General features: G+C 46.5%; 26 protein-coding genes. 14 read left to right on the plus strand and 12 right to left on the minus strand.

All coding sequences use genetic code 11. The features are described 5' to 3' along the window. The first annotated feature begins 67 nt into the window (after window positions 1–67). Complete coding sequence (locus VXQ11_RS05325) at window positions 68–1243, plus strand: thiolase family protein (protein ID WP_416705678.1); 1176 nt, start codon at window positions 68–70, stop codon at window positions 1241–1243. 125 nt (window positions 1244–1368) lie between these two features. Continuing rightward, the gene (locus VXQ11_RS05330; RefSeq protein WP_416705577.1) at window positions 1369–2865 is read left to right on the plus strand and encodes a succinate CoA transferase; all 1497 of its coding nucleotides are present in this window, start codon (window positions 1369–1371) and stop codon (window positions 2863–2865) included. A gap of 106 nt (window positions 2866–2971) precedes the next feature. Here the strand turns inward: VXQ11_RS05330 and VXQ11_RS05335 are convergent, their stop codons facing one another. Beyond that, the gene (locus VXQ11_RS05335) at window positions 2972–4039 is read right to left on the minus strand and encodes a zinc-binding metallopeptidase family protein (RefSeq protein WP_312209466.1); all 1068 of its coding nucleotides are present in this window, start codon (window positions 4037–4039) and stop codon (window positions 2972–2974) included. Window positions 4040–4442: 403 nt separating this feature from the next. Here VXQ11_RS05335 and VXQ11_RS05340 point away from each other — a divergent pair, with 403 nt between their 5' ends. The 11 genes from VXQ11_RS05340 to VXQ11_RS05390 all read left to right on the plus strand — a co-directional run bounded on the left by VXQ11_RS05340 (window position 4443) and on the right by VXQ11_RS05390 (window position 13502). Beyond that, window positions 4443–4886 (plus strand): GNAT family N-acetyltransferase, encoded by a 444-nt coding sequence (locus VXQ11_RS05340; RefSeq protein ID WP_416705578.1) that lies wholly within the window; start codon window positions 4443–4445, stop codon window positions 4884–4886. Window positions 4887–5185: 299 nt separating this feature from the next. After that, a complete protein-coding gene (locus tag VXQ11_RS05345; RefSeq protein WP_416680294.1) occupies window positions 5186–6070 on the plus strand; it encodes a SphA family protein in 885 nt (294 codons plus the stop codon). Between the two features lie 34 nt (window positions 6071–6104). Beyond that, window positions 6105–7439, plus strand: a complete 1335-nt coding sequence (locus VXQ11_RS05350; RefSeq protein WP_416705579.1) for an acetamidase/formamidase family protein — start codon at window positions 6105–6107, stop codon at window positions 7437–7439. Window positions 7440–7527: 88 nt separating this feature from the next. Then, window positions 7528–8730, plus strand: a complete 1203-nt coding sequence (locus VXQ11_RS05355) for an aromatic ring-hydroxylating oxygenase subunit alpha (RefSeq protein WP_064096700.1) — start codon at window positions 7528–7530, stop codon at window positions 8728–8730. Window positions 8731–8741: 11 nt separating this feature from the next. Then, complete coding sequence (locus VXQ11_RS05360) at window positions 8742–9095, plus strand: hypothetical protein (RefSeq protein WP_416705580.1); 354 nt, start codon at window positions 8742–8744, stop codon at window positions 9093–9095. A gap of 11 nt (window positions 9096–9106) precedes the next feature. Further along, the gene (locus VXQ11_RS05365) at window positions 9107–9568 is read left to right on the plus strand and encodes a nuclear transport factor 2 family protein (protein WP_416705581.1); all 462 of its coding nucleotides are present in this window, start codon (window positions 9107–9109) and stop codon (window positions 9566–9568) included. A gap of 56 nt (window positions 9569–9624) precedes the next feature. Next, window positions 9625–10896 (plus strand): styrene monooxygenase/indole monooxygenase family protein, encoded by a 1272-nt coding sequence (locus VXQ11_RS05370; protein WP_416705582.1) that lies wholly within the window; start codon window positions 9625–9627, stop codon window positions 10894–10896. After that, entirely contained in the window at window positions 10883–11407 is a 525-nt protein-coding gene (locus VXQ11_RS05375; protein ID WP_416680287.1) for a flavin reductase family protein, read from the plus strand. The genes VXQ11_RS05370 and VXQ11_RS05375 overlap by 14 nt, the downstream gene beginning before the upstream one ends. Next, the gene (locus tag VXQ11_RS05380; RefSeq protein WP_416705583.1) at window positions 11404–12174 is read left to right on the plus strand and encodes an SDR family oxidoreductase; all 771 of its coding nucleotides are present in this window, start codon (window positions 11404–11406) and stop codon (window positions 12172–12174) included. Before VXQ11_RS05375 ends, VXQ11_RS05380 begins: the two co-directional genes overlap by 4 nt. Continuing rightward, complete coding sequence (locus VXQ11_RS05385) at window positions 12171–12503, plus strand: non-heme iron oxygenase ferredoxin subunit (RefSeq protein ID WP_416705584.1); 333 nt, start codon at window positions 12171–12173, stop codon at window positions 12501–12503. Before VXQ11_RS05380 ends, VXQ11_RS05385 begins: the two co-directional genes overlap by 4 nt. 6 nt (window positions 12504–12509) lie before the next feature. Then, window positions 12510–13502, plus strand: a complete 993-nt coding sequence (locus tag VXQ11_RS05390) for a 2Fe-2S iron-sulfur cluster-binding protein (RefSeq protein ID WP_416705585.1) — start codon at window positions 12510–12512, stop codon at window positions 13500–13502. Window positions 13503–13532: 30 nt separating this feature from the next. Here VXQ11_RS05390 and VXQ11_RS05395 read toward each other — a convergent pair whose 3' ends face one another. Together VXQ11_RS05395 and VXQ11_RS05400 are read right to left on the minus strand one after the other, a co-directional pair. After that, window positions 13533–14180, minus strand: coding sequence for a response regulator transcription factor (locus VXQ11_RS05395; protein WP_416705586.1), 648 nt, complete (start codon window positions 14178–14180; stop codon window positions 13533–13535). Continuing rightward, on the minus strand, window positions 14171–15652 hold the full coding sequence (locus VXQ11_RS05400) for a PAS domain S-box protein (RefSeq protein WP_081408825.1): 1482 nt from the start codon (window positions 15650–15652) through the stop codon (window positions 14171–14173). The genes VXQ11_RS05395 and VXQ11_RS05400 overlap by 10 nt, the downstream gene beginning before the upstream one ends. A gap of 378 nt (window positions 15653–16030) precedes the next feature. Here VXQ11_RS05400 and VXQ11_RS05405 point away from each other — a divergent pair, with 378 nt between their 5' ends. Then, window positions 16031–16918: a DMT family transporter gene (locus VXQ11_RS05405; protein WP_064096709.1), complete on the plus strand. Its 888-nt coding sequence runs from the start codon at window positions 16031–16033 to the stop codon at window positions 16916–16918. A gap of 75 nt (window positions 16919–16993) precedes the next feature. Here the strand turns inward: VXQ11_RS05405 and pcaD are convergent, their stop codons facing one another. From pcaD to benA, 9 genes are all read right to left on the minus strand, one after another. After that, window positions 16994–17773: a 3-oxoadipate enol-lactonase gene (gene pcaD, locus VXQ11_RS05410; RefSeq protein ID WP_064102910.1), complete on the minus strand. Its 780-nt coding sequence runs from the start codon at window positions 17771–17773 to the stop codon at window positions 16994–16996. Between the two features lie 101 nt (window positions 17774–17874). After that, the gene (gene pcaF, locus VXQ11_RS05415; RefSeq protein ID WP_416705587.1) at window positions 17875–19080 is read right to left on the minus strand and encodes a 3-oxoadipyl-CoA thiolase; all 1206 of its coding nucleotides are present in this window, start codon (window positions 19078–19080) and stop codon (window positions 17875–17877) included. Window positions 19081–19216: 136 nt separating this feature from the next. Beyond that, window positions 19217–19873: a 3-oxoacid CoA-transferase subunit B gene (locus tag VXQ11_RS05420; RefSeq protein ID WP_416705588.1), complete on the minus strand. Its 657-nt coding sequence runs from the start codon at window positions 19871–19873 to the stop codon at window positions 19217–19219. Between the two features lie 21 nt (window positions 19874–19894). Then, window positions 19895–20566: a 3-oxoacid CoA-transferase subunit A gene (locus VXQ11_RS05425; protein ID WP_086044785.1), complete on the minus strand. Its 672-nt coding sequence runs from the start codon at window positions 20564–20566 to the stop codon at window positions 19895–19897. Window positions 20567–20603: 37 nt separating this feature from the next. Next, entirely contained in the window at window positions 20604–21824 is a 1221-nt protein-coding gene (gene benE, locus VXQ11_RS05430; protein WP_064096714.1) for a benzoate/H(+) symporter BenE, read from the minus strand. A gap of 58 nt (window positions 21825–21882) precedes the next feature. Next, window positions 21883–22668, minus strand: a complete 786-nt coding sequence (gene benD, locus VXQ11_RS05435; RefSeq protein WP_262737472.1) for a benzoate diol dehydrogenase BenD — start codon at window positions 22666–22668, stop codon at window positions 21883–21885. Between the two features lie 18 nt (window positions 22669–22686). Next, window positions 22687–23703: a benzoate 1,2-dioxygenase electron transfer component BenC gene (benC, locus tag VXQ11_RS05440; RefSeq protein WP_416705589.1), complete on the minus strand. Its 1017-nt coding sequence runs from the start codon at window positions 23701–23703 to the stop codon at window positions 22687–22689. 90 nt (window positions 23704–23793) lie between these two features. Continuing rightward, a complete protein-coding gene (gene benB / locus VXQ11_RS05445; RefSeq protein ID WP_416705590.1) occupies window positions 23794–24285 on the minus strand; it encodes a benzoate 1,2-dioxygenase small subunit in 492 nt (163 codons plus the stop codon). Beyond that, the gene (gene benA / locus VXQ11_RS05450; protein ID WP_064096718.1) at window positions 24282–25670 is read right to left on the minus strand and encodes a benzoate 1,2-dioxygenase large subunit; all 1389 of its coding nucleotides are present in this window, start codon (window positions 25668–25670) and stop codon (window positions 24282–24284) included. The genes benB and benA overlap by 4 nt, the downstream gene beginning before the upstream one ends. Between the last annotated feature and the right edge of the window lie 34 nt (window positions 25671–25704).

A 25704-nucleotide genomic window follows, 5' to 3' on the forward strand; every position in this document is an offset into this window, starting at 1 on the left:
TTGCGAAGGACGAACACTGTAGAGCTATTACTTTGCAGTGTTGATAACAATGATGTTAAAGGATGAGATTAGAATGATTGTAATTGTAGAAGCTGTACGTACCGCAATGGGCGGTTTTCAAGGCTCACTTTCAAGCTGTACGGCACCAGATTTGGGTGCTGTAGCGATCAAGGAAGCGGTAGCGCGTGCAGGTCTGGCAGCCAATGATATTGATGAAGTGATTATGGGCTGCGTTCTTCCTGCCGGTTTAAAACAGGGTCCGGCACGTCAGGCCATGCGTCAGGCGGGTCTACCGGATTCCACCGGGGCGACCACGATTAATAAAATTTGTGGTTCAGGCATGAAGGCGGTGATGCAAGCAGCAGACGCAATCAAGGCCGGTTCAGCAGAGATTGTGGTTGCAGGTGGTATGGAATCCATGTCAAACGCACCCTATTTAATGGACAAGGCACGGGCCGGATTCCGTATGGGGCATGGAAAAGTCATTGACCATATGTTCCAGGAAGGTCTGGAAGATGCGGAAACAGGTCTGTCGATGGGAATCCTTGCTCAGGAAATGGCAGATAAAAAGGGCTATACCCGTGAGCAGCAGGATGCCTATGCGATTGGCTCATTAAATAAAGCCGTGACAGCGGTGCAGCAAGGTTTCTTTAAAGATGAAATCGTACCGGTCACTGTCAGTAGCCGTAAAGGCGATGTCGTGGTAGAACAGGATGAACAGCCTTTAAATGCCAAGGCTGACAAAATTCCAACCTTACGTCCAGCTTTCAAAAAGGATGGAACAATTACTGCGGCAAATGCCAGCTCCATTTCTGATGGTGCTTCGGCACTGGTGATTACCTCGAGTGAAATTGCCGCGCAGCGCAACTTAAAGCCGCTGGCTAATATTGTGGCCTATGCCAGCCATTCGCAGCATCCATCAGAATTCACCATTGCACCAGTGGGTGCGATTGAAAAAGTCCTGAAAAAAACGGGTTGGGATGCTCAGGAGGTTGATCTTTGGGAAATCAATGAAGCTTTTGCCATGGTGACCATGTTAGCAATAGATGCTTTTAAACTTGATCCAGCAAAAGTGAACGTCAATGGCGGTGCCTGTGCGCTTGGTCATCCCCTAGGTTCTTCCGGTTCCCGAATTATTGTGAGCTTGATTCATGCCTTAATGCGTACTGGTGGCAAGAAAGGCATTGCAGCACTGTGTATTGGCGGTGGGGAAGCAACAGCGATTGCAGTAGAACTGATTTAAGTCTTTTCATAATTGCATGATCATATGCTCAAAGTAGCAAACTTAAATATTTTTTGAATTAGACCACAATGCTTCTGGTACGCCAGGAGCAGGTGTCTCTTTATTTTTAATTTTTGAGAATTTTTATGAACGGTTTAGAGCGTATTCGTTTGCTCGCATTACAAGATAAAGTAGTTCCTGTAGAAAAAGCACTACAATTGATTCAAGATGGTGATGTAATTGGTTTGAGCGGGTTTGGCGGCGCCGGTGAAGCGAAAACTGTGCCTTTGGCATTGGCTGAATATGCCCGGCAGCATCCGATCCGTATTACCTTGGCGACAGGTGCAAGTCTGGGGAACCGGATTGATGGGAAACTGAATGAAGCCAACGTTATAACCCGCCGTTATCCTTATCAGGCTGATCCTTCTTTACGTCAGGCCATCAATAATGGTGAAGTGATGTATATTGATCAGCATCTTTCTGAACTGGCAGACAATATCCGTCATAAAAACCTGCCGGCGATTAATGTAGCTATAATTGCCGCAACGGCCATTACTGAAGATGGCCAGATTATTCCGACCGGTTCTTGTGGAAACTCGGCGAATTTCATCGAAATGGCAGATCGGGTCATTGTTGAAATTGATACAACAGTTAATCCGGTGCTAGAAGGCGTACATGATATTTATTTGCCTAAAACCCGTCCAAACCGTGGTCCGATTCCTTTGACGCAAGCCAGTGACAAGATAGGTACAATCGGAATCCATGTTGCACCTGAAAAAATTGCTGCGATTGTCATTAATGAGATTCCGGATACTTCTTTCGCAATGGATGAGCCGGATGAAGAAACACTGGCGATTGCCAGCCACTTAATTCAATTCTTTGAAAATGAAGTCGCCGCAGGGCGGTTACCTGAAAATCTGGGGCCGCTGCAGTCCGGAGTAGGTTCCGTGGCAAATGCCGTATTTGCAGGTTTTGAACATTCTAATTTCAACCATCTGGAAATGTATTCTGAAGTCCTGCAAGACTGTACTTTCCAGCTTATCGATTCAGGAAAAATGACCTTTGCTTCTGGTTGTTCCATGACCCTGAGCGATGAGTGTGCGGCACGGGTGATGAAGAATTTTGATCAGTACAAAGATAAAATTGTGTTACGTCCACAGGAATTATCCAATAATCCTGAGCTGATTCGCCGTCTGGGTATAATTGCAATCAATACCGCACTGGAGTTTGATATTTACGGGAATGTGAATTCAACCCATGTCGCTGGCACCAAGATGATGAATGGTATTGGCGGCTCAGGTGATTTTACCCGTCATGCACATATTGCGATCTTTGTGACTAAATCCTATGCCAAAGGTGGTGCGATTTCGTCTGTGGTTCCACTGGTGAGCCATACAGATCATACTGACCATGACGTGGATATTCTGGTAACAGAGCAAGGTTTGGCCGATCTGCGCGGATTGGCACCACGTGAACGTGCCCGCAAGATTATCGATATTTGTGCTCATCCCGATTATCGTAAAAGTCTGAATGATTACTTTGAGCGCGCCTGTGCGCATGGTGGGCAAACACCGCATTTGTTAAATGAAGCTTTGTCCTGGCATGCCCAGTTTGAAGAAACCGGTTCAATGAAAACGGCTTAATTGGTTTAATTATAGTGATTTCAAAACAAAGCCCGTCATTTACTACGGGCTTTGTAATATGAGTTATATGGAACGAAAAATTTAGGTTTACAGGTATGTGGTCAGGCTATTTGAAGACTTTTTCCAGCACATGCCGGTGAATAAATCGTAGCTTGTCTTTAACTGTTTCGTTCAACTTGAACGGGTAGGCATCTTCCAGGCCCATACAACGGTTTAAGGCATTCAGATTAAAAGTCAGGGTAATCCAGTTTTTAAGGATATGTTCAAAGTCCTGCCCACCAATCGGGCATTCTTTAAAATTCATGCTGGCCAGATAACTGCCATTGCCCTCAACACGAAGACCACCATAATAGGCAGTTTCCAGGGTTTCCATCATATGCAGATAATGCGCCCAGGTTTCTGCCCAGTCTTCCCAGGGATGGGCTGTAGCATAAGCACTGATGTACTTTTCCTGCCAGTTGATCGGCGCACCTTTGTTATAATGGCGTTCAAGTGCTTTGCCATAGTTTTGCCGTTCATCCCCAAAATAATGGCGGAATTCATCGAGCAGCTCTGGGTGCATATGCTGCATGATGGCAAAATAATAATGTCCGCTTTCATGACGAAAATGACCTAATAGCGTCCGGTAGTTTTCACCCATATTCACGCGTGTAGTTTCCCGATAAACCACATCAGCCTCAATTGCATTTAAGGTAATGATCCCGTTGGCATGACCAATTAAAACAGGTTGGTCTTCCTGAGGAAGCAGGAAATCAAATCGCAGACCAAATGGATCATCCTCTGACTTTTTAGGCCGTGGCATCATGTTCATGCGCTGAGCCAAATACAGGAAACGGCGTTTGGCTTCTTCCAGCCGAAACCAGTAAATCAGGTTCTCGGAATTTTCCAGATCAGGAATGACATGGGTGAGCTGACAGGATTCACAAAACTCCTCGTCCTCATCGCTGGGAATCATCCAGTTACATACTTGATATTGAACGTAATTATGACAGGGTTTATAGCTGGTATGCTGGTAGTTCTTGGCAATTGGCACCCATCGTTCAGCACTCTGTTTTTCGAAGGCACACAGATCTTTTTCCGAAGCAACATAACCGATCGGTGACAGACAATGATCACAAACTGATTTGTAAAAAAACAGCTGTTGCTTGCAGACAGCACATTCAAAATGTTTCATTAAACTCCCTGCAGGGAAGCGAACGACCTCAAATGTTTATCTTTGATGAACACCAAGAAAAGTTCAGAATGCCTACCTAAATTTCTTCCTGATAAAGAAATATCATAAAAATTTCATCGAAAATTCTATATGGATGAATTGTAAAGACAGGCTGCCTGATATTAAATGAAGCTTGGTTTTAATCAGAAAAGTATAGTTAAACAAGCTTTTAAATAAATGGATTTTTAAATAGAGTGAGTTGCCGTCTTGAAAATACGGACAAGGCGCAGAGAAGGATATTACCGAATATTCAGACCGGTTTTTAAATTTGGGGAAGTCCATTCAAGAACAGCCATAGCAGCTAACTTTTAAGAATAAAAACTTTTTAATGTGGACAAGCTAATAAAGAGGAATTTAAAAAAACATGAAAATCAGAAAAGCCACTATTCAGGATACTTGTGCCATTGTCGATGTGATTGCACCCTTTGTCGATGCCGTAATCAGTTCAGAAGAGGGTCGCCAGCGCTTTCAGCCTGAGATGATCCAGACCATTTTTGAGCGTCCGGACATTCATTATTTTGTGGCAGAAATCGATCATCAGGTGATAGGTGTCGTTGCTTATATGGAACCTGCACACTTCATGCATTTTTTCCTGAACCAAGCCTATCAGGGGCAGGGTTATGGCCGGCAAATGTGGCGCTTTTTAGAAAGCAAAATCCGCTGTCAAGGCCATTCAAGTATTACGGTAAAATCCAGTCTTTATGCCTTGGATATTTACAAGTGCTTTGGTTTTGTGGAAACGGGAAAATACACGGAAGAACATGGAATCCATTTTATCCCGATGCGAAAGGATTATCCGGATTGTTAAAAGCGGAATGAAAGGCCATCAGGCACATTTTTATATTCCAAAATTTTTCCCAAAGAATGGCCATTTTCTGACTGTTTTATAGGTGGTTTCACCTATAGCAATGTGCCATTTAGCTAAATTTTCTCCAGACAAACACCTAGAGTATTGCGCAGTTTCAGCTAGCCATCTTCAGGTTTTACCTATCTAAACACAGATTCGTCCTTATATTTCCCTGCCATGTTTCAGGTCTAGATTAAGTCATACGCTTGAGGCTTCAAAAGCCCTGCAAATAAACTTTGAAGACTAGGGGAAAGCTGTAAATGCTAAGCAAATATCTGAAATCAGTGGTATTCACCACAAGCCTGATCAGCTGTGCACCGTTCGCATTTGCAGCTGAAAATGGTGGTAGTGCCTATCCAGATGGCACAGAAAGTTTCCTAGGGGGTGCAATGCCACCTCCAGGTACTTACTTAGTGAGCTACAACCAGTTCTATTCAGCAGACAAATTCAAAAATGATCATCCGGTATTTGATGATTTCAAACTGGATACCTTTGCCACCGTCGCGCGTGGTGTGTATGTCAGCGACAAGACCTTTCTAGGTGCAACGTGGGGTATGCATGCATTTCTGGTTTATGCCAATGCGGACATCACTTTGGGCGGTGGACAAGATGAAAAAACTGCACTGGGTGATGTGATTATCGATCCATTCCTGCTGGGCTGGCACAAAGGTGACTGGCATGTGGCAACGGGTGTCGATTTCTATATCCCAATCGGTTCATATAACAAAAACCGCCTCGCCAATATTGGGCGTAACTACTACACCATTCAACCGATTGTTTCCGCAACTTATCTGAACCAGCAAGGCATCGAAGTCAGCACTAAGTGGATGTATGACATCAACTTTGAAAACAAAGACACCAGTTATGAGTCAGGTAATGCCTTGCATGTGGATTATATCGTTGCCAAGCACATGGGACCATTAGCGGTCGGTCTAGGTGGTTATGTACATCGCCAGCTTGAAGGTGACTCCGGTGAAGGGGCCGTGCTAGGCGATTTCAAGGCAAAAGCAGCCAGTATCGGTCCGCAAGTGCGCTACCAATTTTCTAAAGGTGTCGCAGTTGCCGCCAAATACCAGAAAGAATTTGATGTAGAAAACCGACCAGAAGGTCAGAAATTCGCACTTGATATCACAGTTCCATTTTAAACAGACAGTTATTTAAAACTATAGGGGTAATACGATGAAGATTGAAAACCAAGACTATGCAGCAGGCAGCACCAACGCAGTGGACTATCTGCTGGTCAATGAATTTTCGGGCGGTATTGTCGGTCCAAGCCAACGCATGCTTGGCCCACTGAAAAATGGCGGAACCTTAAAAACCGGTACGCCTCCGGGCTGTTGGGGTCCAATGATTACCCCTGCATTCCAGGGTGGTCATGAAGTGACATTGCCTGTGTTTATTAAAGGTGCAGAAGTCGGTGATGCGGTTGCACTTAAAATCAAAAAAATGAAAGTGACTTCGATTGCGACATCTTCAGGGGTGATGAGCTTCGTTGAAGGACGTTACCACGGCGACCCGTTTGTGGCGAAATACTGTAGCGCATGTGGTACAGAACAGCCGGCAAGCTATGTTGAAGGCATTGGTGAAGATGCCATCCGTTGCAAAAACTGTGATGCAGAAGTCAGTGCTTTTGAGTTTTCACACGGTTATGTGATCGTGCTGGATGAAGAAAACAAAGTGAGTTTGACGGTCAATCAGGAGATTGCCAACAAACTTGCCGGCAATGCCAATGAACTGTCTGCACTACCTGAACATGCAGCTCAACACTCAATCCTGTCGCTTGCTCGTGCCGATATGCCGGGAGTCGCAGCGCATATGCGTCCATTCCTTGGCAACATCGGAACCACGCCATCACGTGATCTACCTGACTCACATAACTGTCATGACTTTGGTCAGTACCTGATTAATGCACCGCACAAATTTGGCATGACGGAAGAAGAACTGCTTGCAGCAAAAACCGATGGCCATATGGATACCAACTCAATCCGTCCGGGTTGTATCTTGATCTGTCCGGTTAAAGTGCCAGGCGCCGGTGTGTACATGGGCGACATGCATGCACAGCAAGGCAATGGCGAAATTGCCGGTCATGCCACGGACGTGTCTGGTGAAACAGAACTGCAAGTTGAAGTAATTAAAGGTCTGACCATTGATGGTCCAATCCTGCTACAGGCAGCAGATGATCTTCCACCGATGGCCCGTCCATTTACCAAAGAAGAAAAAGAGAAAGTGAAAGCACTCGGCGAACGCTGGGGCCAGACCGAAATTGAAGAAAGCGGTCCAATCACCTTTATGGGTACCGGTAAAAACCTGAATGATGCGACTGAAAATGCACTGAATCGCGCGGCTAAAACTACGGGTCTGAGCTATGACGAAGTGATGAACCGCTGCACCATTACCGGTTCGATTGAAATCAGCCGTCTGCCGGGTATGGTACGCGCCACGTTCCTGTGTCCAATGCCAATTCTGGAAAAGCTCGGCATCGCAGATCTGGTGCGCGAACACTATCAACTTTAATCAAAACTGGATTTAACAACAGCTGCAGTGGCGCCACGCCACTGCCTGTTGAAAATAAATAACTTAGAAACTTGAACAGGAATGTCATATGAACAGTAATTCTAAACTCCGTTGGGGCGAACTTTATCCTGAACTCGGTATTGAACCTATTCCAACCGAGCCATGTATTTCACCGGAAATCTATCAGGAAGAAATCGACAAGGTATTTTCTAAAGTCTGGCTAAAAGTCGGTCGTGTCGAAGAAATTCCAAAGAAAGGCGATTACAAGGTCAAACGTTTGGATTTTGCTAAAACTTCCGTGATTCTTATGCATGGCAAAGACGGCGAAATCCGCGGCTTTCACAACATCTGTTCGCATCGGGGCAACAAGGTTGTAGTAGAAACCGACAACGAAACTTTCGGGTCAAACAAAGCTGCAGTTGTGACCTGCCGTTTCCATGGCTGGGTCTATGATGCCAAAGGTGATCTGGTCAGCGTACCAGAAGAAGAAAAATTTACCTCCTGCTTTGACAAAGGCCATAACGGTCTGGCACCCGTACGTACTGAAGTCTGGGAAGGCTTTATCTTTGTGAATCTGGATAATGAAGGCACTCAAGGTGTAGAAGAATTCCTGGGCGGCATGGGTACACATTTAGGCGGTTATCCCTTCCATGAAATGGAAGAATGCTTTGCCTATAACACGGTACTGAACTGTAACTGGAAAGTCGCGCATGATGCCTTTGCGGAGGCTTATCACGTAGCCACCATTCATGCCGGTTCATTCCCGAATGTCTTTGCCTCTGGCCTGCAAGAAGTACAACTGTTTGGCGATCACCGTACCTGTGCGGTCTGCCTCACCAAAAATGCCAATCCGAAACCGGCTGCGGCGCTTTCCGGGGAAATTACCGGAGCATCACTGGTCAATCACTACGAACGTACGCAGTTACCGAAGTCAGTGAATCCAAATGACCGTGATGATTTTTCATTCGAGCTTTCTGTCATTTTCCCGAACATTCTGGTGCATGTGACAGAAGGCGTATGGTTTACCCACCAGTTCTGGCCAGTCGGTCACAACAAAACCCGTTGGGAAGGCCGTTACTACCTGCCTAAAGCGAAAACTTATTCAGAGCGCTGGGCACAGGAATTTGCTCAGGTACTGCAGCGTAATGCCTGGTTAGAAGATACTGCAACCATGGAAGACACCCAGGAAGCACTGGAATCTAAAGCCAAGAAAGTCATGCATTTACAGGATGAAGAAATCCTGATTCGTCATGGCTACCACGTTCTTGAACAATACCTGAATCGCGCATAAGGAGAATGCACATGTCAAATATCATTTCACAATTGCCGGCTGACTTTGCTGCTCTGGAACCTTTTGTCGCGAAGTGGGCACTTGGAACCTCTAAACAGCGTCATCTAGCCCGTCTGAACTCCACCAAAGAAGAGCTGCAGGCATTTTATGATGCGATTCTGCCGGAAATGCGTAACCTGCTGGCGGCATTAGATCAATATCCATTGGGCTCATTGCCGGAAGAGCTGCACAAGCTGTACTGGCTCAGCCTGAGCTTTGCAGAAATCGCGCCGCATATCGAACTATATAAAGGTTCAGTTGGTGTGCCATATGCCTTTGAAGAAACCCGCTTTGTCTATGAAACTGGTGACGTGGTCAACGTTTAAAGGAATTGAATATGAGCCAGCACAATCTGGAAACCCGTTTGCACTACCTGGAAAGCTGCGAAGCCATTCGCAGCCTGGTCGGCCGCTATGCAACCGCAGCGGACCAGCGAAACAACCCAGCCATTATGCAGCATCTGTTTCATGACGATGCGGTCTGGTGTGCGAATGGTTTTGGCGAATATCAAGGTCGGCAAAACATTCTGGATGCGCTGTCTGGCATTGCTGAAGCGCAGGTGCTGTGGAGCCTGCACATTATGGCCATGCCGGATATCGAAGTGCTGGATCAGCATCATGCCAATGTCAGCTGGATGCTCTGGGAAGTTTGTAATCTGTCCGAGAAAGGTCAGCAGGCCACTACCAGCTGCCTAGGCGGATTTTATCAAGCCACTGTTCACTGTGATGAAGAAGGTGAGTGGAAATTTGACCGGGTGGAATTAAACCTGACTTTTAATCAGCCGTATCCGACAACATAAGCGCAAATATAACGATAGCTGCTGCATCAGACACGGCCTAAAGAGGAATTCAAGAGATGAGAAAAATCGCAATTATTGGTGGTGGGCAGGCAGGTTTATTACTGGCATTCTCATTACTAGAAAAAAAATATGACGTTACTGTATATGTCGATCGTCCAGCTGAAGAACTGTTACATGGCCGTATGGTCAGTACTACCATGTTCTTCGCCAATACCTTGGAAGTGGAACGCAAACTGGGCCTGAATTTCTGGGATGGCAAGGCACATCATGGAGAGGCGATTCATGTCGACTTCCGTGCGCCAGATGGTACGGTTGCATTGCCTTTGACCGGTTTCCTGCATGAAAATAAAGGCATTGCCATGGACCAGCGTACCAAATACCACCGCTGGCTAGAAGAATATCCACGCCGTGGCGGCAAACTAGTAATCCAGAATGTGACACCTGAAGATTTGGAAATCATCTCTGCTGAAAATGATTTAACGATTCTTGCGGCGGGCAAGGGCAATATCACCAGTCTATTTAAACGCAATGAAGAACGTTCAGTGCATCAGGCACCGCCACGTAAATTGGCAGCAGCTTTGGTGGTCGGTGATGATCTATGTGGTCCAGATAGCTGGCAGGGCCAGCCCTCGCAAACCTTACACTTCAACTTTGTTGCCGGTGCAGGTGAATATTTCAGTATGCCGTTCTATAGTCATACTCATGGCCCATGCCGTAGCTTCCTGTTTGAATGCGTGCCAAACGGCCCAATGGACATTTTTGATGATGTGACTAGCGGTGACGAAATGCTGCAACGTATGAAAGAAGCAGTAGCCAAAGTGACGCCAGACCAGAGCTTCCGTATGGTCGATAACATGGAACTGAGTGATCCGAATGCCTGGCTGAAAGGCGCATTCCGTCCAGAAGTTCGTTATCCGGTTGCAACTTTAGAAAATGGTGCTCCGATTTGGGGTATTGGCGACACAGTAATGGTCAATGACCCGATTGCTGGTCAGGGCGCCAATAATGCCACCCGTATGGTCGAGCATTATCTGCAGGCCATTCTGGCGCATGGCGATGAAGCCTTTACTGCCGAATGGATGACGCAAGTCTTTGATGAATTCTGGGAATATTCAGGTCGCTATACCACTGAATTTACCAACCTGTTGCTGAATCCGCCAAGTGAAAGCCTGCTTCAGGTCTTGGGTGCTGCATCTCAAAACCGGGCTATTGCCGATGATTTCATGGGACACTTCAACCATCCACGTGGTTTCTGGCCAGCAGTCGATGGTGCGGAAGGCGCAAAAAGATATCTGTCACGTAAGGAGTTTAATTATGCAGCTGCCTGAAGTACTGTGGCAGGAAGTTGACCTGGCTGAAGCGAAAGCGCTTCGGCAGGCCTTCGGCGGTTTTGCCACCGGTGTTGCGATTGTCACCTGTCTGGATCAACAGCAACAACCTGTCGGACTGACTATTAATTCATTTAGTTCCGTGTCATTAGATCCTGCGCTGGTGCTATGGAGTCTGGTGAATCATTCACCAAGTCGTACGGTTTTTGAAAATGCAGAATACTTTGCCATCAATATTCTGGGAGCAGACCAGCAGGACGTTGGTCTGAACTTTGCCAAGCCGATTGCCGATAAATTCCAGCACGGTGTGTGGAATATTGAACAGTCTAAAGCGCCCGTATTGGAAGGGTGTGTGGTGCAGTTTGTTTGCAAAAATGAAAAGCAGATTGAAGCCGGCGATCACCAGATTTTCCTTGGAAAAATTGAGCAATGCCGTCACAGCAATCAGCGTCCATTGCTGTTCTGCAAAGGACAGTTTAGTGAATGGCCACAATATAAGGAGGCTTCATGACCGATCTGAACAATAAAGTGGTTCTGGTCACTGGGGGGGCGACTCACATTGGTCAAGCAGTGGTTAAAGAATTAAAAGGCCTAGGTGCCAACGTCATTATTGCTGATATTAATCACGAACAAGGCCAACAGGTCTCGAATGAAACCCAAAGTCGCTATGAATATCTGGATCTGGCCAGTGATGACAGCATTCAGGCGTTGGTGGGCAAGCTGACACAAGTGGATATTCTGGTGAATCTGGCCTGTCTGTATGAAGATCATGGTTCACAATCGACACGTCAAGATTGGCAAAATACCTTCAATGTCACGGTATTTGGTCATGCTGCCTTGGTACAGGCCTGCCGCCCATTACTGAAAGCGAGTTCAGATGCTGCAGTGATCAATATCAGTAGTGTCAGTGCCCGTATTGCCCAAAAAGAGCGCTGGGTTTATCCGGCATCAAAGGCCACACTGGAACAGCTAACCAAAAGTATGGCACTCGATTTAGCCACTGATGGTATCCGCGTGCATGCCTTGTCTTTGGGCTGGACCTGGTCTGTGCCAATGCAGATGATTTCAGGCAATGACCGTCCGAAAACCGATCGTGTTGCGGGTCGTTTCCATGTGCTAGGTCGTATTGCCGATGCCGAAGAGGTGGCAGAAGCTTTAAGCCTGTTATGCAGTCCCAAAGCCAAATTGCTTACCGGTAGCACCATCCATGCCGATGGCGGTTATCACACCTTGGGGCCTGAAGCGACAGATTCGCCGATTGAGGAGTTGAGCGCATGAATATTCAAGTGAACAATATTGCTGAAAAATTTCTTTGCCTCACCTCGGATATTGAACAGGGGGAAGGCTTACAGGTCATTATCGACGGTTATCCACCACTCGCGGTGTTTCATCTGGAAGATGGTGGATTCTATGTTACCGATGATACCTGTACCCATGGGGATGCATCTTTGGCTGATGGTGAAGTTGATGGCTGCGAAGTGGAATGTCCGTTCCATGCCGGCGCCTTCGATATCAAGACCGGTGAGCCGTGTGGTGCACCCTGCAGTATTCCGCTTAAAACCTACACCTCATTTATACGTGATGGTCAGGTCTATTTGGTGGAGTAACGTGCTATGTATAGAATCCAGATTGAAGGACAGGGTCAATTTCAATGTGCAGCAGACGATGTTCTGCTGCGCGGCGGTTTGCGTGAAGGTTTAGGCTTGCCTTATGAATGCAATGCCGGTGGCTGCGGCACCTGTAAAATTGAAGTGTTGTCAGGTGAGGTGGAAAATCTGTGGGCAGACGCACCTGGGTTGTCTGATCGCGATAAACGTAAGGGACGTGTATTGGCTTGCCAGTGTCGGCCAAAATCGGACTGTGTGATCAAGGTTCGTTTAGACGAACAATGCACGCCTAAAATTTTGCCAAAACAGCAAGCCGTGAAGCTCAAGCATGTGCAAGCGATTACCCATGATATTTTAGAAATTCATTTACAGTCGGATGAACCAGCCCAATTTATTCCAGGGCAATATGCGCTGCTCTGGGTAAATCAGGAATTGCTGCGTGCCTATTCGATGTCGAACTTGCCTAATGACGAAGGGCTGTGGGTGTTCCAGATTCGCCGTGTGCCGGATGGCAAGATGACCAATTTGCTGTTTGATGAGCAACAACGACAAGATGCCGTGATTCAGATTGATGGGCCTTATGGTCTGGCGCATTTGCAGGAACAGCCACGTCCGATTGTCTGTGTTGCAGGTGGTTCGGGTCTTGCGCCAATGCTGGCGATTGCGCGTGGTGTGGCGGCCAATCCGCGCTTGCAACATCATAAGGTCTGGTTCTTCCACGGTGGACGTGAACAGCGCGATTTGTTGACCGAAAATCAGCTCAGGGACTGGACCGAATTAGGTGAGCGTCTCAATTACGTGCCTGCCACGTCTGCAGAACTGATAGACGGCATCCGTTCCGGTTTCATTCATGATGTAATTAATGATGTGCTGGGCGAGCAATTACCTGAGCATGAGATTTACTGTGCCGGGCCACCGCCGATGGTAAAATCCATTGAACAGATGGCGCATCAGGCGGGTATTCCACAACAACAGATTCACTTCGACCGCTTTTTCTAAGTTAAGCTGAATAAAATGATCAGGCGATGGTTAACCCATCGCCTGCATGCTTTTTTCCCGGCACATCAGCACCATATTGACAATCTGGGCAATCGACTCTGTCCCCAGTTTCTGACGGATATGAGTGCGATGAATTTCAACTGTCTTATGACTGATATTCAGCATCTGCGCGATATGTTTACTGGACAGGCCATCGACCAGCAAATTGATAATTTCGTTTTCTCGTGGTGACAAGGATTTCAGTTTCAGCAATTGCTGTTTGCGATTTTCACCTGCGACAAAGTCCTGTTCTGCCTGTTGCAGGCAGGCTTGAATCTGGTTCAGCATATGCTGCGGATTAAACGGTTTTTCCAGAAAATCAAAAGCGCCGGCTTTCATGGCATTTACCGACATCGGAATATCACCATGACCGGTCATGAAAATGATCGGAATATAGGCTTTCTGCTGATTGAGCTGTTGCTGTAATTGTAATCCACTCATGCCACGCATGCGGATATCCAGAATCAGGCAGGCTGGAGTATTCGGCCGTGGATAATTTAAAAATTCGGTCGCACTGCTAAATGTTTTAGTTTCTAACTGTACGGAGTCCAGCAACCAGGTCAGCGAGTTTCGGATATCCTGATCGTCATCAATGACGTAGACAATAGGCTCGGGAACATGAGAATTATTTAAATACATTTAGCACGCTCCTGTGCAGATAATGAAATATTAAAAATTGCGCCGGATTCACCCTGGCAGACCCATAAATAACCCTGATGGTTTTCAATAATGCTACGCGATAAAGTCAATCCGATCCCCATGCTGTCTTTCTTGCTCGAATAAAAAGACTCGAACAGCTGTTCCGGATTTTGTCCTTGCAGTCCCGGACCATTGTCTGCAATGGCAATTCGGGCATGCTGGTTGTGCTGCCAGGTCCGGATATAGATATCACGTTGACCTTCAGGATTGCGTTGTAACGCATCCACCGCATTAAAGACCAGATTAATGATGACCTGGCTAAACAGGGTTTCATCAGCAGAGATAGAAACCGGTGTCACACTCAGCTCATAATGAATGGTACAGCCGCCCTGATCGGCTTTCAGTCCAATCAGGGGATGCAGGTCCTGAATCAATTTATTGAGGGAATGTACCTGAAAATTGGCTTCGCCTTTGCGCAAAAAGCTGCGCATACTGTGAATAATCTGGTTGACCCTTTTGGTCTGATCCAGTGCGGCATTCATGGCATCCAGCGTTTCAGTGGTATTGGCTAGGCCGTTTTGAATACGGATAATGCTGCCACCGACATAATTATTGAGTGCAGCTAAGGGCTGATTCAGTTCATGTGCCAGTGCGGTCGCAAGTTCACCCATGGTTTTGCAGCGTGACATATGGCCTAACTGACGTTCCCGAGCCCGCGCCATTTCTTCTGCTTCAATCCGTTCGCTAATATCGCGGTAATTGATCAGGATTCCCTGAATATCCGGATGGTCGAGCAGGTTGCGATAGGTTGCTTCATGGTGCCGCCACTTACCATTATGGTGCATAATTTTGTAATGCAGCACTCCAATCGACTGTTCAGCCGGTTTTTTAAATAACAGTTGCCGGACTTTAATCCGGTCATCCGGATGAATGACACTCAGCACATTTTTATTTAAAACAAAGCGGTCACGATAACCCAAAATACGTTGTAGAGAAGGGCTGGCATACAGTAGTTTGCCTTGCAGGTCCAGAATCGCGATGCCATCGCCCGAGTTTTCCAGCAGCATCTTGAAATACTGATCTTTAGACTGCAGCTGATACTGATATTTCTTGATTTCACTAATGTTGCGAACCAAAGCCAGTAGCTTGGGCTGATGCTCAATTTCGACCGTTTTCAGGCAAACCTCAACAGGAATCTGCCGTTGATTCTGCGCCTGAATGATCCATTCAAATGTAATTGCTTCATGACTGGCAGCTTGTTGCACCTTTTTTAAGGCATGGTAAAAATCAAAACCATGGCTATGCGCACTGATTTTTTCTACACTCATGCTGGTTAATTCAGATTTGCTGTAACCGGTGAGGTTTTCAGCTGCTTCATTGACGTCCATGAATTCGACACTGCCGATATCATGCACAAAAATAGCATCACCCGCCTTATCAAAGATGGTTTGATAATAATTTAAACTGGTCATTCTCATTCCTTACCTGAGATAGCATCCGGCGATCTGGTACAGGGGGTATTCGCCTTCAATGATGAATACTTGTTATTTTGTATTTCATATTGGAGCAAAGTAAAAAAGAGTTCAATTGCACTTTAGGTCTGATTGCATACTTTAAACATATAAAATAAATCCACATGACATCTATCAGCCTGGTTAGGTTTGATAAGCAAAATTAGTACCATTTTCACGTTTTTAGATCGCTATCAGATCATATTGTATTCATTTAGCCGACTCGTTCCTTAATATAAGCCAAACTTTCCGCTATCGGCCAGTATCCTATTTTTAATTAGTCAGCGCTTTTACTAAGGCATAGAATTAATTTACTTTTGAGGTAATAGCGATCAGTAGATGGCATTCAGCTGGATTTTTTTCACTTTAATGGCTGCATTTATGCAGGCTTGGCGTAACGCCTTTCAAAAACAGCTCAGTACCACGGTTGATGTGTGGGGAGTCACCTTGGCACGCTTTATTTTTGGCTTGCCATTTGCTGCGCTGTACCTGAGCAGCTTGTATTATTTCAAGCCAGTTGAAAGTGTGGTTCACTTCACGCCCAGGTTTTGGGTCTATGTAGTAATTGCGGGTTGCAGTCAGATTTTAGCTACGGCGCTGATGGTACAATTGTTCAAGCAAAAAAATTACGCGGTGGGGGTGGGGTTGGCGAAAAGTGAAGCCATTCTGGCAGCTATTATTGGCGTGACCTTTTTAGCGGATCATTTGTCATTTCTGGCCTGGATCGGTGTGGTGCTGGGTGGATATGCGGTATTTTTATTGAGTAAAGGCCAACAGGTCAGCGGGTTTTCAGCCAGAACATTGGCGATCGGGATCGGCAGCGGTTTAAGTTTTGCCATTACCTCAATTCTGGTACGCGAAGCCAGTCTGGAATTAAGCAATTTGCCAACCTTGCATCGTGCGGCCTGGGTGTTGTTAATGGTGATCGGTTTTCAGTGTATCAGTATGCTGATCTATCTCAGCATATTCAGTCGCCAGACTTTAGTGGCCATGTGGCAACGTCTGGGCTTAACTTTTAAAGTGAGTGTGTGCAGTTTTATGGCATCACTCGGCTGGTTTACTGCCATGAGCATGATGAGTGTGCCGGTCGTCAAAACTTTGGGACAAATTGAGATTCTGTTTAGTATGCTGATTTCGGCATATTTCTTTAAAGAAAAACTGGCACGTACCGAGCATTGGGGTTTGGGCTTAGTGGTGATTGCAGCGATTTTAGTGATCTGGGCTTGATGCTGAACCAGTTTTTCAAAATCTAAGCATAAAAAAGCCACTGATCAACAGTGGCTTTTTCTTTGCATCTATTATTTAAGCTGCAATAAATTTCTGAACTGCCTGATTAAAGACTTCTGGTTGCTCCACACTGGAAATGTGCGAGGCATTGATTTCAAACAGCTGGCTTTGTGAAATTTCAGCTTGCATGGCTTGACCATCTGCAACTGTCGTCACTGGATCTTGCTGACCGGCCACAATCAGTACCGGCACAGAAATGGTTTTGATCTGTTCACGTAAATCCGCCTTAGCCAAAGCTTCGCAACAACTTGCATAACCTTCCGGGCTGCCAGCTCCAAGGTCGTTTGAAAGTTCTGCAACTTTCGCTGCGTTGCTCTTGATAAAGGGACCGGTAAACCAGCGTGATGCTGCAGTCGATGCAATCGGAGCCAAGCCTTGTTCACGCACCAGTGCGGCACGTTCCAGCCAGGCCTGTTCCTGACCGATCTTGGCAGCAGTATTGCAGATAATCACGTGGTTAAAACGTTCAGGTTTGTTAATCGCTAACCATTGCCCGGTTAACCCACCCATCGAGATACCACAGAAAGCGGCTTTCTGGATATTCAGATGATCCAGTAGATTGACCACATCCTGACCTAACTGTTCCAGGCTATACGGACCTTGCGGTGCAGAAGAAGCCCCATGACCACGAGTGTCATAACACACGACAAAATAGTCTTGCTGGAAAAATTCAATTTGTGGCTGCCACATGCTGAATTTGGTACCCAATGAGTTAGAAAAAACCAGGGCGGGTTTGCTGGCATCACCAAAAGTCTGGTAATTGATCTGGGCATCGTTGGATGTAAATGTTGGCATTTTTTTAAGTCCTTAATCTTATAAATCCCCCTAAATCCCCCTGAGCAAGGCTTAAGCATTGCTTTAAGCTGAAGTGCAAGAAGGGGGACTTTTAATGAGGATTAAACACGTTCAATAATCAACGCGATGCCTTGACCGACACCGATACACATTGAACATAGCGCATATTGACCACCGGTGTGTTCCAGCTGGTTGAGTGCAGTCGTCACTAAACGCGCACCTGAAGCACCGAGTGGATGACCCAAAGCAATCGCACCACCATTTGGATTGACTTTCTCTGAACCGTCTTCGATACCCAAGTCACGGGTACATGCCAGTGCCTGAGCAGCAAAAGCTTCATTCAGCTCAATCACATCCATCTGCTCTAAAGTCAGACCGGTTTGTACCAGTAATTTCTTGATGGCAGGTGCTGGACCAAAACCCATGATTCGTGGTTCAACACCTACAACGGTTGAGCCAATAATTTTGGCACGTGGTTTTAAGCCATGCTGAGCAACAGCTTCATCAGATGCAATCAGCAGGGCAGCCGCACCATCGTTAATACCAGAAGCATTACCCGCCGTTACAGTCCCCTCTGCTTTCACCACAGGTTTCAGTTTCGCCAGAGCTTCTGCTGTGGTAGAGGCACGCGGATGTTCATCAGTATCGACAACGATCGGATCGCCTTTACGCTGCGGAATCACCACAGGAATGATTTCCTTGGCAAAGAAACCATTGGCCTGCGCTGCTGCGGTACGTTGCTGGCTGGTCAGAGCAAACTTGTCCTGATCTTCACGGTTGATATTGAACTGTTCTGCCAGATTTTCAGCAGTTTGCGGCATGGTTTCTACGCCGTACATTTCTTTCAGTTTCGGATTGATAAAACGCCAGCCCATGGTGGTGTCTTCAATCTTCTGGCTACGGCCATACGCTGTTTCTGACTTGCCCATCACGAATGGGGCACGCGACATGCTTTCTACACCACCGGCAATAATCAGATTAGCTTCACCCGCTTTAATCGCACGTGCTGCCATCGCAACTGCATCCATCGATGAACCACACAGGCGGTTCACGGTCGTTGCCGGCACCTGATAAGGCAGGCCTGCAAGCAGAGAAGACATACGACCGACGTTACGGTTGTCTTCACCGGCCTGATTGGCACAGCCATAGATCACGTCATCGACCTGTTCCCAGTTCACACTTGGATTGCGCTCCATCAACGCTTTAATTGGCAGCGCACCTAAGTCATCTGCACGGACAGGCGCGAGGCCACCGGCATAACGACCGAATGGAGTACGGATGGCATCGATAATATATGCGTTTTTCATTGTGTATTTGCTCACATATTTAAAAGAAGAAAACTCCTCCCTTTTTAAAGGGAGGTTGGGAGGGATTTAATGAAGTAATTTTATTCTTCAAAAAATCCTCCCTAAATCCCTCCTTTAATAAAGGAGGGACTTCCCCTTAATTTGATTGAGTCGCATCAATCAGTTTGGCACCAGTCATTGACTGCAATTCTTCAAATGACAGACCTTCGACTTTTTCAATCACTTTCATACCTTCAGGCGTCACATCAATCACACAAAGATCGGTATAAATACGGTCGACACATTTCAGGCCAGTCGCAGGATAAGACAGTTCAGCCACGATTTTGGGCTCGCCTTTTTTGGTCACGTGATCTGTGGTAATAAAGACTTTTTTCGCACCAACAGCCAGATCCATCGCACCGCCGACTGCTGGAATCGCATCCGGAGCACCAGTATGCCAGTTGGCCAAATCACCATTTTCAGCCACCTGGAACGCGCCCAGTACCGCGATGTCTAAGTGACCGCCACGCATCATCGCGAATGAATCACCATGATGGAAGAAAGAACCACCTTCGAGCAAGGTCACGAATTCTTTACCGGCATTAATCAGCTCAGGATCGCGGTCTTCTTCAGCAGGAGGAGGACCGAAAGCCAGCAGGCCATTTTCAGAGTGCAGGAATACGTCTTTGTCGCTTGGCAGGTAGCTTGAAATCTTGGTTGGTAAACCAATACCGAGGTTCACATAAGCACCATCAGGAATGTCTTGTGCCACACGTTCAGCGATCTGGTCACGGGTCAGTTTGTTATAGCTCATGAATCTTCTCCTTATCCGTGATTACTGTGCAGGTTTAACTTGAACAACGTGTTGAACAAAAATTCCTGGGGTAATGATGTGCTCTGGATCCAGTGCACCCAGTTCAACCACCTCAGAAACCTGTGCAATGGTTACATCAGCTGCCATCGCCATAATCGGGCCAAAGTTACGGGCAGATTTACGGTAGACCAGATTGCCCCAACGGTCGCCCTGATGGGCCTTAATTAAAGCAAAGTCAGCTTTAATCGGATTTTCCAGGACAAAATCTTTGCCTTCATAGTTCAAGGTTGGTTTGCCTTCAGCCAGCAAGGTACCAAAACCGGTTGGGGTATAGATTGGACCTAAGCCCATACCTGCTGCCTGAATACGGCAAGCCAGATTACCTTGCGGCACCAGTTCCAGTTCGATCTTGCCTGCACGATAGAGTTCGTCAAATACCCAGGAATCAGACTGACGCGGGAAAGAGCAGATAATTTTACGCACAGCGCCCGCTTTAAGCAGTTTCGCCAGACCATAGTCGCCATTACCAGCATTATTATTGACAATAATAAGATCCTTGATTCCCAATTCGATCAGACCATCAATCAGTTCAGCAGGCTGACCCGCTGTCCCAAATCCGCCGATCATAATGGTAGAACCATCCTTGATCTGGGAGAGTGCTTCTTTCAATGATAATGAACTTTTATCTATCATAATCTGGTCCTTACATACCCTAAACTAATGGATGTCTTTAAATTCGTTTTGAATCTGATGTTGCAACCGGAACAGCATTACGGTCTTTCTGTGACAGCAGAAAATGTGCGACCAGGCCAATACAAATCCCCCAAAAGACTGAACTCAGCCCCAAGAAATGCATGCCGGAAGCAGTTGCTAAAAAGGTGATCAGTGCGGCATCACGTTGCGACTCTTTGCCCATCGCCATAGAGATGTTAGTGGCAATTGCTCCGAGTAAGGCCAGTCCTGCCAAAGCTGCAATTAATTCCTTCGGCATCAGGCTAAACAGCATGACAATGCTGCCGGCAAACAGGCCGCCTAAAATATAAAAAAGCCCGTTCGCCACACCCGCGATATAACGCTTTTCTTTCAGCTCGTGCGCGTCTTTGCCTAAACACAATGCGGCCGTAATAGAGGCCAATACAATAGTAATCCCCCCCACACAGGCTACTGCGAGCGAGGCAATACTGGTTGCACTGATAATTGGCTTGGCAGGCATGTCATATCCACTGATCTTGATAATGGCCATTCCTGGTAAGAACTGGCCCGACAGACTGACCAGAATAAGCGGGAGGGCCAGATTCAGGGTGGAACTCCAAGTCCATTCCGGTGCAATAAATTGCGGAATTGCCAGACTGAAATCTGCCGTGACCGGATTAATCTTGCCCAGCAGCATGCTTAAAATCACACCGGCAACCAGCACCCAGACCATGGCATAACGTGGACTGAAACGCTTGGCCAGCAAAAACACCGCCAGCATGCCAAAGACGATATAGGGCATGGTATCGGTCGCGGTGAACAGTCCTAAACCAAACTGCAGTAAAATTCCGGCCATCATTCCGGCAGCGACTTCCTGGGGAATCCAGGACAGCAATTTGTCGAAATAACCGGTAATCCCAATGAGAAAAATCACCACAGCAGAGGTGATATAGGCCGCAACCGCTTCATTGAGCGAAATATCGGGAAACAGCGTGACCAATAGTGCCGTTCCGGGCGCAGACCAGGCGGTGACAACAGGTATTTTGTATTTAATCGATAAAAAGATACCTGCGAGCGCCGCACCAATAGAAATTCCCCAAATCCATGAAATCATCATGTCTGGGGAAACCTGGGCTTGCTGCGCTGCCTGGAAAAAAATGATCAGTGGTCCTGAATAGGAAATCAGCACTGCTAGAAATCCTGCAACAGTCGCTGAAATTGACCAGTCATTTTTTAATGTCTGAAACAGGGTGTTCATTGGTAATGTGCCTCCTTGCGTCGAACCATGAGCCTGTCAAAAATCGTGATGATCAGGACTAGCCTTGATCTCCACCACCGACCGGTACTACGGTACCTGTCATATAAGATGATTCATCGGAAGCCAGGAATAGAATGGCATTTACTTGCTCCTGAATTGTGCCGTAGCGACCCATAAACGTACGGTCAATGGTCTGATCTACCACTTGCTGCATCCATTCTTGTTCAGATTCAGTCAGTGGATTGGCATTGCGTGGTACTTTACGGGGAGGTGCTTCGGTGCCACCCGTTGCAACTGCATTAACGCGAATACCATCTTTGGCATGTTCAAAGGCAAGGGAAGCCGTCAGGCCATTTACGCCACCTTTCGATGCCGAATATGGCACACGGTTAATGCCGCGTGTGGCAATAGAAGATACGTTTACAATGGTACCCTTCTGATTTTTAATCATTTCTGGTAAAACTGCACGGCAACACCACAGCGTTGGAAACAGCGAACGGTTCACTTCCTTGATAATTTCCTCTTCAGAAAATTCCTCGAAAGGTTTCATCCAGATCGCGCCACCGACGTTATTGATGAGCGCATCGACACGACCATAGGTTTCTAGCGCTTTTTCAACGACTGACTGAGCACCGGCAAACGTTTCCAGATTGGCTTTGACGGTAATCGCATCACCGCCAGTCGCTTCAATTTCAGCCAACACTTCTTCCACATAAGGGGAAAGATCAGCCATGACGACTTGAGCGCCTTCGCTCGCCACTTGCAGCGCGACACCGCGCCCGATGCCCTGAGCGGCACCGGTCACGATTACAACTTTATTTTCAAATCTTTGACGATTAGACATTGAATAAATTCCCTCTAGTTAGTTTGCAGAGAATTTTTCAAACAGGAAGCTTGCAGGTTTTACGCCTTCTGCTTCTAGCCAGCCGCGAACCGCTTCAACCATTGGTACCGGGCCACACAGGTAGATATCAACCTCACCAGCATTTAGCCATTCATTTTCAATATGGCCAGTGACATAGCCTTTACGTTCATGTGCAGATTCCGGGTTTGCCACTACAGTACGGTATTCGAACCACGGGAATTTATCTTGTAGTTCATTCAGTTTTTCAATGGCCACCAGATCAAAATCATTGGTCACACCAAATACCAGACGCACTGGATGCTCTGAACCTTTTTCTTCCAGCACTTGCAACATCGACATGAATGGTGCAATACCTGTACCACCCGCCAGCATCAAGACAGGGCGGGTCACAGGGCGCAGGTAGAAGCTACCAAACGGACCGGTAAAGGTCATTTTATCGCCAGCTTTGGCATTTTTACTTAAGAATTCACTCATTTTGCCGTTCGGTACATTACGTATTACGAAACCAGTCAGGCGATTACCCGGTTTTGAGCTGAATGAATAAGAACGGGTTTCTGTGGTGCCTGGAATACTAACATTGACATATTGACCTGCCAGAAAGTGAATGTCTGGTTGACCTTCGTCTAACTGGATATCAAAAGTAATAGTTGAATCAGACAGGTTTTCTACACGCGCCAGCGCACCCTGGAAAGTATGAATTTCGGTTTTACACACTTCTGAAGACGCCTGAATCTGGAACACTGCATCTGACGTTGGCTTACATTGACAAGCCAGAATATAACCTTCAGCGGCTTCTTCAGGTGTTAGTGCATCTTCAATATAAGTTTCTTCAGGCATGTCAAATGAACCTGATTCACAAAACGCACGACACGTTCCACAAGCACCATCACGGCAGTCCAAAGGAATATTGATCTTTTGACGGTAAGCTGCATCAGACAGGGTCTCGCCCTGAGCAACAGAAATAAAACGTGTAACGCCATCTTCAAATTGAAGTGCAACATTGTGGTTTGACATGGCTGAATATCCTATATAAATCTTTGTAACTGGACCCTTCAGCCAATTTTCCATCTGACCGAAAGGCATAACCTAGCTGTAAAAACAGTCTTAGAGGTGATAAATGTCGATAACCTGGTTGATGTAATCGTTTTTCAGTACCACGTATTTGCTTAAAATTTGTGGTTTATCGCCTGAAAAATCGATTTCATAACGTGACATACCAAAGTAGCTGTAGCTGTTTTTGTAACGGAAGCTCAAAGTATTCCAGTTAAAACGTACAGTCACTTTGTCGCCATCACGTTCAACAATTTCAATATTGCTGAGGTTATGGCTGGTACGTGTATCCGGCATGGTGGCAGATGAACGTTCAGTCTTGATCCGGAACACGCGGTCTTCTAAACCTTGACGGTCCGGGTAATAAATCAGGGAGATTTCAGACTGTGGATCTGTGGTCAGCTTGTCATCATCATCCCAGGCTGGCATCCAGAAAGAAGCAGTAGGGGCATAACAAGTTAACCAGTCATCCCATTGTTCATCATCCAGAAAGCGTGCTTCCTGATATAGGAACTGAGCAATATTTTCTAAAGTGATGTCGCTCATGCGTTTTCTCCTTCAGTTGATGCTGCAATCTCTTTCTCGGTCGCAATACCTTTTTTCATCAGTTCTAACCAGTACTGGTGCTGAGCCAGGTATAAACCTTCATCTTCGGTTTTAATACCAGACAGTTTTGGTTTTAAACCAATTTCATTGGCAGCATCATCAGGGCCATGGATCCAGTGCTTGGAACCACGGCACATGTCATTCCATTCCAGCGCGATACCGGCATAACCTGCCTGACAGGCACGGAATTCTTCCAGATCGTCTGGTGTAGCCATACCTGAAGCATTAAAGAAATCTTCATACTGGCGGATACGGCGGGTACGGGCTTCAGGTTCTTCACCTACAGGGCCGATACAGTAAATGGTGACTTCCGTCTTATCGACAGAGATCGGACGCAGTACACGGATTTGTGAACCGAACTGATCCATAAAGTAAACATTTGGATAGATACACAGGTTACGTGAGCGCTCGATCATCCATTTCGCCATAGCTTCACCGTATTTCTCGGTGTATTCATCTTTCTTGGCAAAGTTAGGACGGTCTTCAGGGTTAGCCCATTGAGTCCAAAGCAGCATGTGACCGTGTTCAAAACCGTAAGAACCACCGCCTTGCTTGCCCCATGAACCTGCGCTCATGGCACGGATGTTATCGCCAGCTTCTTTTTCTTTACGCTGTTGAGTCGTTGCAGCATAGTTCCAGTGAACGGCAGACACGTGGTAACCATCGGCACCGTTTTCTGCAGTCAGCTTCCAGTTACCTTCATAGGTATAAGTCGAAGAACCGCGTAATACTTCCAGACCCTGTTCAGACTGACCTACGATCATGTCAATGATTTTGGTCGCTTCGCCCAGATATTCTTCCAGCGCTGGGACATCCGGATTCAAGCTGCCAAACAGGAAGCCTTTGTAGTTTTCAAAACGTGCTACTTTTTTCAGGTCATGCGAGCCGTCTTGGTTAAAACAGTCTGAATAACCCGCATCAGCCGGATCTTTAACTTTTAATAACTTACCTGAGTTATTGAAGGTCCAGCCATGGAACGGGCAAGTATAGGTTGCTTTATTGCCTTTCTTGTTACGGCATAACTGTGCACCGCGATGCGAACAGGCATTGATCATGGCATTCAGTTCACCTTGACGGTTACGTGCAATGATGATCGGCTGACGGCCAATATAGGTAGTATAAAAGTCGTTATTGTTTGGGATCTGGCTTTCATGCGCCAGATAAACCCAGTTACCTTCAAAGATGTATTTCATCTCGAGGTCAAACAGCGCCTGGTCTGTAAATACCGAACGGTGCAGTTTAAATTCACCAGATTCAAAATCATCAACCAGTAATTCATCAATACGGTCTAAATGGCTGGTGTTAATTACGGGAATACGAGGCATGTCCTTTCTCCGACTTTCCAAGGGGGAAGTCAGC

It is taken from the genome of Acinetobacter sp. 197 (assembly GCF_048148385.1).
GTDB lineage: Bacteria > Pseudomonadota > Gammaproteobacteria > Pseudomonadales > Moraxellaceae > Acinetobacter > Acinetobacter pecorum.